General features: G+C 64.5%; 12 protein-coding genes. 6 read left to right on the top strand and 6 right to left on the bottom strand.

The features are described 5' to 3' along the window. Positions 1-138: 138 nt before the first annotated feature. Complete coding sequence (locus ACFFF7_RS10625) at positions 139-540, top strand: hypothetical protein (RefSeq protein ID WP_379481328.1); 402 nt, start codon at positions 139-141, stop codon at positions 538-540. On the opposite strand, the gene purD is transcribed toward ACFFF7_RS10625, so the two are convergent. Further along, positions 537-1,814: a phosphoribosylamine--glycine ligase gene (gene purD / locus ACFFF7_RS10630; RefSeq protein WP_379481329.1), complete on the bottom strand. Its 1,278-nt coding sequence runs from the start codon at positions 1,812-1,814 to the stop codon at positions 537-539. The two genes, ACFFF7_RS10625 and purD, sit on opposite strands and share 4 nt — an antisense overlap. Between purD and xseA the strand changes: the two genes are divergently transcribed. The 4 genes from xseA to ACFFF7_RS10650 all read left to right on the top strand — a co-directional run bounded on the left by xseA (position 1,813) and on the right by ACFFF7_RS10650 (position 7,837). Next, positions 1,813-3,222 (top strand): exodeoxyribonuclease VII large subunit, encoded by a 1,410-nt coding sequence (gene xseA, locus ACFFF7_RS10635; RefSeq protein WP_379481330.1) that lies wholly within the window; start codon positions 1,813-1,815, stop codon positions 3,220-3,222. The two genes, purD and xseA, sit on opposite strands and share 2 nt — an antisense overlap. Before the next feature lie 26 nt (positions 3,223-3,248). Further along, positions 3,249-3,452, top strand: a complete 204-nt coding sequence (locus ACFFF7_RS10640) for a DUF2093 domain-containing protein (protein WP_379481331.1) — start codon at positions 3,249-3,251, stop codon at positions 3,450-3,452. A 14-nt stretch (positions 3,453-3,466) separates the two neighbouring features. Beyond that, positions 3,467-4,345, top strand: coding sequence for a M23 family metallopeptidase (locus ACFFF7_RS10645; RefSeq protein WP_379481849.1), 879 nt, complete (start codon positions 3,467-3,469; stop codon positions 4,343-4,345). A gap of 381 nt (positions 4,346-4,726) precedes the next feature. After that, positions 4,727-7,837, top strand: coding sequence for a TonB-dependent receptor domain-containing protein (locus ACFFF7_RS10650; protein WP_379481332.1), 3,111 nt, complete (start codon positions 4,727-4,729; stop codon positions 7,835-7,837). A 328-nt stretch (positions 7,838-8,165) separates the two neighbouring features. On the opposite strand, the gene rpmB is transcribed toward ACFFF7_RS10650, so the two are convergent. Then, positions 8,166-8,450: a 50S ribosomal protein L28 gene (gene rpmB, locus ACFFF7_RS10655; RefSeq protein WP_379481333.1), complete on the bottom strand. Its 285-nt coding sequence runs from the start codon at positions 8,448-8,450 to the stop codon at positions 8,166-8,168. Positions 8,451-8,710: 260 nt separating this feature from the next. Between rpmB and ACFFF7_RS10660 the strand changes: the two genes are divergently transcribed. Next, positions 8,711-9,166 (top strand): nucleoside deaminase, encoded by a 456-nt coding sequence (locus ACFFF7_RS10660; RefSeq protein ID WP_379481334.1) that lies wholly within the window; start codon positions 8,711-8,713, stop codon positions 9,164-9,166. On the opposite strand, the gene ACFFF7_RS10665 is transcribed toward ACFFF7_RS10660, so the two are convergent. Genes ACFFF7_RS10665 through ACFFF7_RS10680 form a run of 4 tightly spaced genes read right to left on the bottom strand, consistent with a single transcriptional unit; the run spans position 9,163 to position 12,750 of the window. Beyond that, positions 9,163-9,867: a ribonuclease T2 family protein gene (locus ACFFF7_RS10665; RefSeq protein ID WP_379481335.1), complete on the bottom strand. Its 705-nt coding sequence runs from the start codon at positions 9,865-9,867 to the stop codon at positions 9,163-9,165. The genes ACFFF7_RS10660 and ACFFF7_RS10665 overlap by 4 nt on opposite strands. After that, positions 9,864-10,721 (bottom strand): carboxylating nicotinate-nucleotide diphosphorylase, encoded by an 858-nt coding sequence (nadC, locus tag ACFFF7_RS10670; RefSeq protein WP_379481336.1) that lies wholly within the window; start codon positions 10,719-10,721, stop codon positions 9,864-9,866. Before nadC ends, ACFFF7_RS10665 begins: the two co-directional genes overlap by 4 nt. A 47-nt stretch (positions 10,722-10,768) precedes the next feature. Further along, positions 10,769-11,563, bottom strand: coding sequence for a LytR/AlgR family response regulator transcription factor (locus tag ACFFF7_RS10675; RefSeq protein WP_379481337.1), 795 nt, complete (start codon positions 11,561-11,563; stop codon positions 10,769-10,771). Between the two features lie 29 nt (positions 11,564-11,592). Next, positions 11,593-12,750 (bottom strand): sensor histidine kinase, encoded by a 1,158-nt coding sequence (locus tag ACFFF7_RS10680; RefSeq protein WP_379481338.1) that lies wholly within the window; start codon positions 12,748-12,750, stop codon positions 11,593-11,595. Positions 12,751-12,756: the final 6 nt, after the last annotated feature.

Below are 12,756 nucleotides of genomic sequence, written 5' to 3' on the forward strand. Positions count from 1 at the left end.
CGCAGGCGCAATAAAATCTGCCAGAGCTGATCGATAGCGCAGCTTTGTGATTGCGTGCCGGATCGGGGCGGCGGCAAATCTACCGATGCAGGCGGATCCGGGATCGCTTAAGCCGAACTTCAAGCGGGAGATCCAGTCATGCGCCAGACCGTGCTAGTTGCCCTTTCCCTGACCCTCTCGGCGGCGGTGCCTGCAGCTGCGGCACCGGTCGATTCAGGCTGGCCTACTCTGGCGGCCGTAACGGACGGCGAATGTGCGCTTGAAATCACGGGCAACGGAAAGATTTTCCGGATTGCTGCGACCGGTTTGGGGGACAACGTCCCCGGGCGATATCAGATCAGCAATGGCGACATGATGCCGATTGACTGGTCGATTCGGACTTCCGAAGAAGGACGGGTTGCGCGCTATTACATGCCCTTCCGCTGGGGTCACGCGGGCGAGCGTATCGCCGGCGGAACTGTCGAGGTGCGCATTACCACTCCCGCGTGCGCGCTGCGCGCGACATTCCCGTGGCAGCGCGAGATTCGCGTGATCGATTAGGCCTGCTCGCGCGCCACTTCGCGCCAGCCGATGTCGCGGCGACAAAAACCGTCTGCGAAATCGATTGCGTCAACTGCGGCATAGGCGCGGGCCTGCGCTTCACTGACTGTCGCGCCGCTTGCGGTTACGTTCAGGACCCGTCCGCCATTGGCGACCAGGGCTCCCTTGGCCAGCGCAGTGCCGGCATGGAAGACCTTGGCACCCGCCTGCTCCGCGGCTTCGATGCCGCGGATCGCGCCACCTTTGGCCGGTGCATCCGGATACCCCTTGGCGGCCATCACCACGGTCAGGGCAGTTTCGTCGGAAAATCGCGGCGGATCGATCGCGCCAAGGCGGTTTTCCGCGCAGGCCAGCAACAGCTCGACCAGGTCGGATTCCAGCCGCAACAACATAACCTGGCATTCCGGGTCGCCGAAACGGCAGTTGTACTCGATCATCTGCGGCCCGGTCCTGGTCAGCATCAGACCCAGGAACAGCACGCCGGAATAAGGCATGCCTTCGCGTGCCAGGGTCTGCACGGTCGGGACGATGATCCGGCTCATCGCTTCGCCTTGCAGTGCCGGGGTCAGCACCCGTGCCGGACTGTAGGCACCCATCCCGCCGGTGTTGGGGCCGGTGTCGCCATCGCCGACGCGCTTGTGATCCTGGGCCGAGGCGAAGGGCACCACGGTGTGCCCGTCGGTCAGGGCAAAGAAGCTGGCCTCCTCGCCTTCAAGGAACTCCTCGATCACGGCTTCCGCGCCGGCCGCGCCGAAGCGTCCGCCGAAGATCTCGAGCACAGCGTTCTCGGCTTCGGCCATGGTCATTGCCACGGTCACGCCCTTGCCGGCGGCCAGGCCGTCGGCCTTGATCACGACCGGAGCGCCAAAGCGTGCCAGCGCCGCCATGGCGGCCGCTTCGCCGGTCACGCGCTCATACCCGCCGGTGGGGATCCCGGCACGGGCGCAGAGGTCCTTGGTGAAGCCCTTGCTGCCTTCAAGCTGCGCCGCTGCCTTCGATGGGCCGAACACCGGCACGCCGGCGCCCCGCAGCGTGTCGGCCAGACCGTCGACCAGCGGTGCTTCCGGCCCGACAACGACAAGGCCGATGCTGCGCTCTTCGCAGAACGTCAGTACCGCCTGATGGTCGGCGGAATCGAGCGCAACCGGTTCGGCGTGGGCCGCGATCCCCGGATTGCCCGGCGCGGCGAACAGTTTGGTGCACAGTCGGGATTGCGCCAGCTTCCACGCCAGCGCATGTTCGCGCCCGCCCGAACCGATCAGCAGGATATTCATGTCGCCGCCATTTCCCGATGAAGAAGAACCCGCCGGGCTGGTAGCGAAGGACTCGGCCGGGGACAACGCCGCCGCGCTATCGGTCAGCGAGATATCCGCGCTGCTGAAACGCACGGTGGAGGACCGCTTCGGCTTTGTCCGCGTTCGCGGCGAGCTTTCCGGAGTCAAGCGCGCCGCTTCGGGGCATGTCTATCTGGCGCTGAAGGACGAAAATGCACGGCTCGACGGGGTGCTATGGCGCGGCACGGCGCAGCGTCTTAACTTCCAACCGGAAGACGGGCTCGAAGTGGTCGCTACCGGCAAGCTGACGACCTATCCCGGCCGGTCGAACTACCAGATGGTGATCGAGCGGATGGAAGTGGCCGGCGAAGGTGCGCTGCTGGCGCTGCTGGCCAGGACCAAGGCCCGGCTCGAGGCCGAGGGATTGTTCGCCGCTGCCCGCAAGCGTCCCCTGCCCTATCTGCCCGATGTGATCGGCGTGGTCACATCGCCGACCGGAGCGGTGATCCGCGACATCCTGCACCGCTTGGCCGACCGCTTTCCCAGCCGCGTGCTGGTCTGGCCGGTGCTGGTCCAGGGCCAGGGCGCCGCGGCGCAGGTTGCTGCGGCGATCCGCGGCTTTTCCGCCCTGCCGCACATCGGGGCAATTCCGCGGCCAGATCTGGTGATTGTGGCGCGCGGCGGCGGCTCGATCGAGGACCTGTGGGCGTTCAACGAGGAAGCGGTGGTCCGTGCCATTGCCGAATCGCAGATTCCGGTGATCAGTGCTGTCGGGCATGAGACCGACACGACCCTGGCCGATTTCGCCGCCGATCGCCGTGCACCGACCCCGACCGCGGCGGCGGAAATGGCCGTCCCGGTGCGCGAAGACCTGGCTCAGCAGATTGCCGAACTGGCCCTGCGCAAGCGCCGCGCGGTGATGCGGCCGTTGCAGTTGGGACGCGAACGGCTGGCGGCGCGCGCCGAGCGGATCCCCCGGCTGGAAACGCTGTTCACACCGCAGACCCAGAAGCTGGACGATCTTGGCGAGCGGCTGCGTCGCAGCCTGGGCGAGCGGACCATGCTGGCCCGTGGCGACCTGCAGCGGGTTGGTGGCCGCCTGTCGCTGCCCCTGCTCAGTGCGCGGCTTGACCGGGCGCGCGACCGGCTCGATTCGGCCGGACGGTTCCTGCAGTCGCTCGATCCCGACCGCGTGCTGCAACGCGGCTATGTCCGGGTCACCGCGCCGGACGGACGGACCCTGGTCGACCGCGACAGTGCCGCAAAGGAGGCAGCGCTAAACCTCCATTTCCGCGATGGGGGGTTGGCAGTCAGTACGGGCGTGGTGGCTGCACCGACGAGCAGTGCCCCGCAGCGGACCAAGGCCTCGCCCCGCCCCGCGCCGCCGGAGCAGGGAAAATTGCTCTGAACGGCAAGCTGGGCTAAAGGTAGACCATGCTGATGTCCGCTTCTGATCGTGCCGCGACCCTCTATTACCAGCCAAGCTCGTTCCGGGTCATCAATCCCGGCTCATATGTGCTCTGTGCCGTGACCAGTGAGGTGATCCCGCTGGAAGCGCTGCGCTATTGGAGCGTTGAGCGCCAGGAAGCCTATGCCAGCGCCGCGATTGCGACGCAGCGCCTGCTGGGCGGTGCGTGACCGGGCCAGACCTGATGCGCAAAGTCTTCGTGTCTTTGGGTGCTGCGGCGCTGGTGGCAGGTATTGGTCAGGCTGGCGGGCTCAATGTTCGCACCGCCGAAGCGCTAGGTCTGGTCGCTGCACCCGATTTTGCGCTGTCCGGTGAATTGACCCAAGGCGGCTGGGCCCGGGGTGTCGCGCCGCGCGGCACGGTGGGGCTGACCCTGAACGGCAAGCCGGTCGGCGTGGCGAATGACGGGGGATTTCTGATCGCTTTCGACCGCGATGCCGGGGGTGCTGCCCAGCTGGCAGCGCGCTTTGCCGATGGGCGCAGCGCAGCGCGCGCGTTGACGATCGCGCCGCGCGCCTGGAAGCTTGAGTACATCCCGATCGGCCCACGTCCAGGCGCACCGCCCAGTGCGGCATTCGCAATTCGCCGCAGTGCCGAATTGGCGCAGATCAACGCCGCGCGTGCGGTTGATCACGATAGCGCGGGCTGGCGGCAGCGGTTCATCTGGCCGGTCTATGGGCGCATTTCCGGGCGGTTCGGTTCGCAGCGAATCTACAACGGCACGCCGGGAAGCTATCATTCGGGCATGGACATCGCCACCGGCGCCAGCGGCACGCCCTTCGTGGCCCCGGCCGACGGCGTGGTGATCCTCGCTGCCGACAGCCCTTTCACGCTGGAGGGGCGGCTGCTGATGATCGATCACGGCATGGGCCTAAACAGCGCGTTCCTGCACTGCTCCAGCCTGGCAGTGAAAGTCGGCGATGTGGTTCGCCAGGGGCAGTATCTGGGCAAAATCGGGATGACCGGCCGAGCCACCGGGCCGCACCTCCACTGGTCGATCAAATGGCGCGATTCGCGGCTTGATCCGCTGCTGTTCACCGGGCCGATGGCGGCGCGTCAGTAACGTGCGATCGGTCGACCAATACGCTGGTCAGTTTGCGAAAAAATCGAAAAAATCCGCACGCCCGTAACGAATATGCGGCATTTTCGCCACGTGCTGTAATTAAATTTCGCAATGACGCCGCGGCACGTGGAATTCCGTGGTTTTGCCCTAAGCGCTGACTGTGGCAGATTGGTTACAACTCGCTCCCAAACTGCGCCGGAAGCCGCCAAAATCTTTGCCCGGTCACAGCGGATCGGTTATTTACCGCCATCGCTTTTTGCGGTCGCCGCTTGCTGTCACTTGGGTCTGTGATGTCAACGGGGGCAAACGGGATCAGGCCGCGAAAAGCCATTGGGATGTCCAAATTCTTGGAATTCCCAGTCGAACATAAGGGACTGGAACGTGAAAAAAACCACTCTTACTGCTTTGAAAGTTGGTTCGGCACCGCTGGTGCTCGGCCTCGCTTTCCTCAGCTCTGCTGCGTTCGCTCAGGAAGCGTCGGCAGTGGATTGCAATGCCAATCCGAACGATGCCGCCTGCGCTGAAGATGGTCAGATCGTCGTTACCGGAACGCTGTTCCGCCGTACCGATTCGGACACGCCTTCGCCGGTCACCACGGTTACGACCGAAAGCCTTGACCAGAAGGGCATCACCACGATCCAGGACGGTCTTCAGGCGCTTGCCGCCAACAACGGCCCGGCTCTGACCAACAGCTTCTCCGCCAACGGCGCCTTCGCCGCTGGTGCCTCGGCCGTGTCGCTGCGCGGCCTGTCGACCAACTCCACCCTCGTTCTGTTCGACGGTCTGCGCGCTGCATACTATCCGCTCGCGGATGACGGTTCGCGCAACTTCGTCGACCTCAACACCATCCCTGACGACATCGTCAGCGAAGTGCAGGTGCTGCGCGACGGCGCGTCGTCGGCCTACGGTGCCGACGCGATCGCGGGCGTGGTGAACATCATCACCAAGCGTCAGTTCCAGGGCCTTCAACTCCGTGCCGATGCCGGTGTCTCGTCGCGCGGTGATGCGCCGACCCAGCGCATTTCGCTGACCGCCGGCTTTGGCGATCTCGAAAAGAACGGCATCAACGCCTACGTCAGCGGCTTCTACTATCACTCCGCCAAGCTGATGAACAAGGATCGTCCGTATCCGTTCAACACGGACGACCAGAGCGGCGTTTGCCGTGGCGGCGTCTGCCTTGAGGACAACACCACCGGCGCGGACGTTTCGGCTGGCGTTCCCACGGCCGGTCAGTTCCTGGTCCGTCCGTACCTGCCTTACACCACCAACCCGCCGGCTGGCACTGCACAGGGCCCGTGGGCGATCCTGAACCCGAGCTGCCCGGGCGTCGTCCGTACTGTTTCGGCTGCGGAACTCACCAACAACCCGACTGCGCCGACTTCGATCTGCGCGGTTGACTACACCAAGAACTACGGCACGATCGCGCCGGAAGTGAAGCGTTGGGGCCTTTCGGGCCGCGTTACCGCCAAGGTAACCGATTCGATCGAAGCCTACTTCGAAGCCAACTTCCTGCAGAGCACGGTTTCGTACACGGGCTTCCCGTCGAGCGCGATCGCCGCCGCAAACACCGGCATCCTGTATCGTCAGTTCTCGACGTCCAGCGCTGCCGCGACGCGTGCTCCCGGCTCGTTGACCCTGTTCCTGCCGGTCTATGTCTGCCCGGAACGTGTCAACTGCGCCACCTCGCCGAACCGCGTGCTCAATCCGAACAACCCCTATGCCGCCAACGGCCAGGTTGCCCGGATCATCGGTCGCGATCTTGACCACGTGACCTACAACGAAACCCGCAACCGCGCCTATCGCGGGGCCATGGGCTTCAGCGGCGACATCACCGACACCATCGGTTTCGACGTCGGCATGACTGCGATGCACACCGATCTGCGTCGTAACCAGTCGGGTTACGTCTACATCCAGCACTTGCTGGATCTGGTCGCTGACGGCACCTACAACTGGCGCAACCCGGCTGCGAACTCGCAGGCCGTGAATGACTATCTGTATCCGGCGAACATCAGCAACGCGACGTCGGACCAGGTCGAATTCAAGGGCGCGCTGACTGCCAAGCTGGCCGAACTTCCGGGCGGCCCGCTGCAGCTGGGTGTCGGTGGCTCGATCCGCTACGAAGCGGTCGATGCGCCAAGCGCCAACGACGACTATAACGGCCCGACGCAGCGCTACTTTACGCTGAACGCCTTCGGAACCAAGGGCAGCCGCTGGATCCAGTCGGCCTACTACGAAGCCGAAGCGCCGATCATCGATCAGCTGACCCTGACCGGTGCCGGCCGTTACGACCACTATTCGAGCGGGCAGTCGGCCTTCTCGCCGAAGTTCGGGTTCAAATTCGTTCCGGTGAAGCAGCTTTCAGTGCGCGGCACCTGGTCGAAGGGCTTCCGCATCCCGTCGTTCGGTGAAGCCAACGCGCTGCCGACGACCGGCTTCGTGAGCAACACTTCGTCCGTGTTCAACAACGCCTATCTGTTGCCGTACACTGTTCCCGGCAACACCGCCGGTCCGGGTGGCACCTTCACCAACTGCACCACGGCAACGTTCTCGACCTCGGCTTGCCCGGTCTATATCCGTGGCGGGTCTTACGGTCAGACCACGCTGGCATCGCCGAACCTGCAGCCGGAAAAGTCGACCAGCTGGACTCTTGGCATGCGCTTCGAGCCCAACCGTCACTTCACCTTCACGGTTGACTACTACCGCATCAAGAAGACCGGGGTTATCACCCAGCCGTCGAACGCGCCCGCCCTGCGTGCGTATTATGCCGGCCAGCCGATCCCCGCGGGCTATACTGTGATCCCGGATGCTCCGGATCTCAACAACCCGACGCTGACGCCGCGTGTTGCTTTCGTGCAGTCGAACCTGATCAACGCCAACACCCAGACCGTCAGCGGCCTGGACTTCACGGCCGAAGCCAGCTTCAACCTGTCCGACAACATCAAGTGGACCTCGTCGCTTGAAGCCAGCTACATCATCAAGCTGGATGCGGATCTGACCAACAGCGGTGGTGGCTATGAACGCTACGACGGCACGCTGGGCAACTTCAACCTGACCGCCGGTTCGGGTACGCCGAAGTGGCACGGTTCGTGGCTGAACAGCCTGGATGTGGGCGATCACTTCCAGCTGAACCTGAACACCAACTTCTTCGGCGGGTACAACCTGTCGGCGATGGATCAGGGTACTGCCTACAAGGACTGCATCGTTGGCAAGGCGCCGGACACAGATGGGACGACCTACACCGGTCTCAGCCCGTTCGTGGACGAAAATGGTGCTGCAACCTATTGCGACGTGCCGAACTACGTCACGTTCGACCTGGGTGTCCGCGTCAAGGTGAACGACAACTTCACCCTGTCGGCGAACATGAACAACGTGTTCGACCGTATGCCGCCGCTCGATCCGGTGACCTACGGTGCCTACCTGTACAACCCTGTGCAGGGCGGCAACGGCATCATTGGCCGCTTCTTCAAGGTTGGCGCGAAGGTTAACTTCTAAGCCGATCCTAAATTGGAAATACGGAAGGGCGGGTCTTCGGACCCGCCCTTTTCGTTTGTCCGTTGCACTCGGCGAAGGCGGGCTCGACTGACGCGCGTCGGAATGCTGACGCTATCCGCCCAGTTCAATTGCGTGGCAGAGGCTATAGCGCTGCAACGGCCCAATGCGAGGGCACGGCACATCTGCGCTGCGGATCGGCCCTATACCTGCTCACGTACCGCCTAGAGCTGCAGGGCATCCCCCCGCCACGGCACAAGCAAAAAGGCGCACGGATCGCTCCGTACGCCTTGTGCTGTGCGGCTGAAAGGCGGCCCCGCAGGGCCGGCGATCAGGCGGCCTGCTTCTTCACCAGCTCGCGCTTCACCTTGAGCGCGGTGGTCGAAAGCTTGTCGTCGGTGGTCTTGAGCAGCCAGTTGTCCAGCCCGCCGACGTGTTCGACCGAACGCAGGCCGTGGGTTGAAACGCGGAACTTGAAACTGCGATCCAGGCCTTCGGACATCAGCGTAACGTTCTGCAGGTTGGGCAGAAAGACGCGCTTGGTCTTGTTGTTGGCGTGGCTGACGTTGTGGCCGACCTGGCGACCCTTGCCGGTCAGTTCGCAAATACGGGACATGGTTCTACTCGCTTGATTCTGGACACCCGTTACCGGGGGAAGGCGCGCCCATACCGATTCACCCTTGCGGGGTCAAGGCAGAAGCTTTGTTTTGTGCGCCTTTCGCCTCCGCGAAAGGCTAGCAACACCGGCCCGCTCCCCCTGCCCGACCACCCGTTCATGGTACCCTGTGGGTGGTCGGGCAGGGGGAGCGGGCCGGTGTTGCCAAGGCAAGGACGGATGTCCTTGCCGCACCCGACCAAAGACTCTAGCCGATAGGCATGAGCCGTTGGCCCCTTCCCGAAGCGATGCAGCTGGCGCTTGCACAGGCCCGCGCCGGAGAATCGGCGGGTGAGGTGCCGATCGGCGCGGTGGTGATCAAGGATGGCACTGTTATTGCCGCCGCGCACAACGCCCCGCGCGCGCTCCACGATCCCACCGCGCACGCCGAAGTGCTGGCGATTCGCGCCGCTGCCATGGCGCTCGGCAACGAACGGCTCGACGGCTGCGAACTGTGGGTCACGCTGGAGCCCTGTGCCATGTGCGCCGGGGCAATCAGCCATGCCCGCATCGCCCGGCTCTATTATGCCGCCGCCGATCCCAAGGGCGGCGCAGTGGATCACGGCGCACGGGTGTTCGAACACGAACAGTGCCTCCACGCGCCTGAGGTCTATTCGGGCATGGGCGAGGCGGAGGCCGGGGCTCTGCTCAAGGCCTTTTTCGCGGCGCGGCGTTAAAGACCGCGCCAGATTTTCAGCGGCACAGCGTCTTTCGGGCCGAAGCTGCGCGCATCGCAGGCGCGTGGCACGAAGTTCTTGCCATAACAAAGGTAGAGCTCGCGCAGCCATCCGCCGTTGCTGACCTTCACCCCGATCGCACTTCGGGGGTAGCCGGGGTTGCTGGCGATGAAGGCCCGGCGCAGGTCGCCCGCGGTCAGCCCGGGCTGGCGCGACAGGTGATCGGCATCGGGCAGGCGGAGCGCGTTCCACAGGATCGCCCCGACCTTGTAATAGTCGGCCGGACGCCGCGCCATGCAGCTGCCGTGCTTGGCCCATTCGTGTTCAAGCAGCCATGGCACCGGGGTCATGCACAGGTTGCGGCGCAGGTCCTCCTGGCTGGGGCGCGGCTCGATCGCGCACCATTGCGGCGGCGGGCCCTTGGCCGCTTCGGGCCACAGCCCGTGGAGCACGAAGCCGAAGCGGCCGATCCGGCCGTTGCACTGGTAATTCGCGGGATCGCTGGCGGCCTTGCCGCGGCAGAACTCGGGCGACCAGCTGACCGCTAGGGTATAGCCCGCGATCGAGGTACGCAGGCTTGGCCCGTCCGGCCGCACCGGGGCGGGCAATTCGATCTGCGGCGGGACACGGCATTGATAGGCTTGGGCAAGAGCGGGAAGCGGTGCCAGCGACGCCAGCGCGACAGTCAGCGCGCGGATCACAGCGGGGTGAAGTCCAGTCCCACGTCGGCAGCCGGCGCGCTCTGGGTCAGGCGGCCGACCGATACGTAAGTGACTCCGGTTGCAGCGATCGCCGCGATGGTGTCAAGCCGCACCCCGCCCGAAGCTTCGCATGGTACCCGCCCGGCGATCAGCACGACCGCTTCGCGCAGTTCATCGAGGCTCATGTTGTCGAGCAGCACGTGGCTGGCCCCGGCCGCGAGCGCGGGTTCGATCTGGCTGACCCGGTCGACTTCGCAGATGATGCTGGAAACCCCGGCCGCGCGGGCGCGCCGCACTGCTTCGCCGACGCCGCCGGCGACCAGGACATGGTTGTCCTTGATCATCGCCGCGTCCCACAGCCCCATGCGGTGGTTCTGCGCTCCGCCCATGCGGGTCGCGTACTTTTCCAGATGGCGCAGCCCGGGAATGGTCTTTCGCGTGTCGAGCAGGGTGGCGTGCCCCTGCATGGCGTCGACATAGGCGCGGGTCATCGTCGCAATGCCCGACAGGTGTTGGACGGTGTTGAGCGCCGCGCGTTCGGCAGTGAGCATGGCCCGGGCATTGCCCGACAGGCGCATCAGGTCGGTCCCGGCGGGGACGGCCGCGCCTTCCTCGACCAGCACCGCGACCTCCATTTGGGGATCGAGCGCGCGGAAGAACGCCGCGGCAATCGGCAGGCCGGCGACGACGATCGCGTCGCGGGTGTCCATCGCCCCGGAAAAGCGCGCCCTGGCCGGGATCACGCTTTCGCTGGTCACGTCGTGCCCGCCGCCGGGCAGGCCCACCCCAAGATCCTCGTCGAGCGTGGCGCGGACAAAGGCGGCGAGGTCGAAACCGGGAAGCGTGAAGGTCATGTCGCAGGCCTAACGGGCAGTGGTTCCGGGTCAAGCCCGGGAAGCCATCAATGCACGAAGCGCGCCACGACGTCGCGGTAGCTCCGGCTGACCTTCACCTGGGCCCCCGAATCGAGCACCAGGAAGCATTCGCCATTGGTGTGCGGCTTGACCTGGCGGACCTGGTTCAGATTGACGATGGTCGAGCGGTGGACCCGCTGGAACACCCGCGGGTCGAGCCGCCGCTCGAGGTCCTTCATCGTTTCGCGCAGGATCAGCGAATTGTCGCCGGTGTAGATGCACATGTAGTCGCCGGCGGCTTCGATATGTTCGATCGAATCGACGTCGACGCGGAAGATCTGGCCGCGATCCTTGATGTTGATCAGCCGTTCGTAACGGCCCGCCGCCTCGGCCTCGTCGGGCATGGCGTCCATCGCATCGGGGGCGACTTCGGCCAGCACGGTCTTGAGCTTTTCGGCTTCCTCGGCGGCGTGCTTCTCCTGCAGGCGGGTGCGCACCCGCTCCATCGTGTCGGCCAGCTTGTCCTCGTCGACCGGCTTCATCAGGTAGTTGACGGCATTGGCCTCGAACGCGCGGACGGCGTGTTCCTGATAGGCGGTGACGAAGACGATCAGCGGCGGTTCGAGCTCCATCACCCCCTTGACCACCGAAAAGCCGTCGAAGCCGGGCATCTGGATGTCGAGGAAGACCAGGTCGGGCTTTTCGGTCTTGATCTTGCGGATCGCCTCGCGGCCGTTGGAGCAGGTGTCGATCACTTCGACATCGGGATATTTTTCCAGGCGCAGCATGAGGCCCTGGATCGCGAGCTTTTCGTCATCGACGAGGATCGTACGAATGGACATGGGGGAATCCTGATTCAGCCGGCCTCTGGTCAGTTGGCAAGGGCCGGGCGTTTAACTGCCGTTGGGGAAGACACGGCTTCGCGGCGTTCGAACGGTAACTCGATCAGCACGGCAAACCCGCCTTCGGCCGGTTCCATCGTTTCGAAGCGATGGTCCTCGCCGTAAGCCTGGGCCAGCCGGTCACGGATGTTCGCCAGTCCGACGCCGGTCGATACGGGTTCACCTCCGTCAAAAGTCACGCCGGCGAACCTGTTGCTGGCCGCGCCCGATTGCAATCCCGGACCGGTGTCGGAGACGGTGATGCGAAGGTTCTGGCCGACGAGTTGCGCCGCGATGGTGATTTCGGCTCCGGTTTCCTGCGGCCCGACCGCATACTTTATCGCGTTTTCCACCAGAGGCTGCAGCAATAGCGAAGGGAGCAAGGCTTCCTCGGTGACCGGATCGATTCGGAACGCGGTGCGCAAACGCTCCTCGAACCGCATCCGCTCGATCTCGAGATAGAGCTTCAGCGTCTCCACTTCCTGCGCCACGGTCACCCGTCCGGTCGGTTCGTTGACCAGGGTATAGCGCAGGAACGAGCTAAGCCGGCTGAGCATGGCATTGGCCGGTTCGGTCTGCTTGAGCAGCACCAGGGTGCTGATCGAATTGAGCGTGTTGAACAGAAAGTGCGGGTTGAGCTGATAGCGCAGCATCGCCAGCTGGGCCTGGGTCGCCTGGTTTTCTAGCTGGATCATCTGGTCGTTCTGCTCTTCGATCTGCAGGAAGAAGTTGACCATGTAATAGAGCGCGGTCCACGCCCCCAGCAGGGTCAGATCGATATAGAACAGCCCGATGAAGCGCTGGGCAAAGCCGGCCCCGGCATCGCCGTAGTACAGCCCGTTCACCCAGGCATCGACGAAGGCATAAAGGAACACCGCCACCGCCAGGACGATCGCGGTTACCCCCCAGGTGACCAGCGGGCGGCGGTTGATCAGCTGGCGATAGATCACCGAGAGGATCAGGGTGATAGAAAAGCCGGTGATCGTCGCGATCAGCACCAGCACCAGGAATGACAGCGCCAGGCCGTTGGCCAGGCTCGACATCGCGCGCAGCAGCATGGCTCCGCCCCAGCCGGCCGCCTGAAGCCGCCAGAAGGCACGATTCTTGTTTGCAAAGAAAGGGATCGGGCGGAAGGGCAGGACGGCCATAGGCGT

Origin of the sequence: Novosphingobium aquiterrae, from assembly GCF_042434435.1 — a bacterium.
GTDB lineage: Bacteria > Pseudomonadota > Alphaproteobacteria > Sphingomonadales > Sphingomonadaceae > Novosphingobium > Novosphingobium aquiterrae.

Excerpts from the sequence above, each read along its gene's own strand:
- ACFFF7_RS10625 (WP_379481328.1), top strand. The coding sequence starts at position 139 with ATGCGCCAGACCGTGCTAGTTGCCCTTTCCCTGACCCTCTCGGCGGCG.
- xseA (WP_379481330.1), top strand. The coding sequence starts at position 1,813 with ATGTCGCCGCCATTTCCCGATGAAGAAGAACCCGCCGGGCTGGTAGCG.
- purD (WP_379481329.1), bottom strand. The coding sequence starts at position 1,814 with ATGAATATCCTGCTGATCGGTTCGGGCGGGCGCGAACATGCGCTGGCG.
- ACFFF7_RS10640 (WP_379481331.1), top strand. The coding sequence starts at position 3,249 with ATGCTGATGTCCGCTTCTGATCGTGCCGCGACCCTCTATTACCAGCCA.
- ACFFF7_RS10645 (WP_379481849.1), top strand. The coding sequence starts at position 3,467 with ATGCGCAAAGTCTTCGTGTCTTTGGGTGCTGCGGCGCTGGTGGCAGGT.
- rpmB (WP_379481333.1), bottom strand. The coding sequence starts at position 8,450 with ATGTCCCGTATTTGCGAACTGACCGGCAAGGGTCGCCAGGTCGGCCAC.
- ACFFF7_RS10660 (WP_379481334.1), top strand. The coding sequence starts at position 8,711 with ATGAGCCGTTGGCCCCTTCCCGAAGCGATGCAGCTGGCGCTTGCACAG.
- nadC (WP_379481336.1), bottom strand. The coding sequence starts at position 10,721 with ATGACCTTCACGCTTCCCGGTTTCGACCTCGCCGCCTTTGTCCGCGCC.
- ACFFF7_RS10675 (WP_379481337.1), bottom strand. The coding sequence starts at position 11,563 with ATGTCCATTCGTACGATCCTCGTCGATGACGAAAAGCTCGCGATCCAG.
- ACFFF7_RS10680 (WP_379481338.1), bottom strand. The coding sequence starts at position 12,750 with ATGGCCGTCCTGCCCTTCCGCCCGATCCCTTTCTTTGCAAACAAGAAT.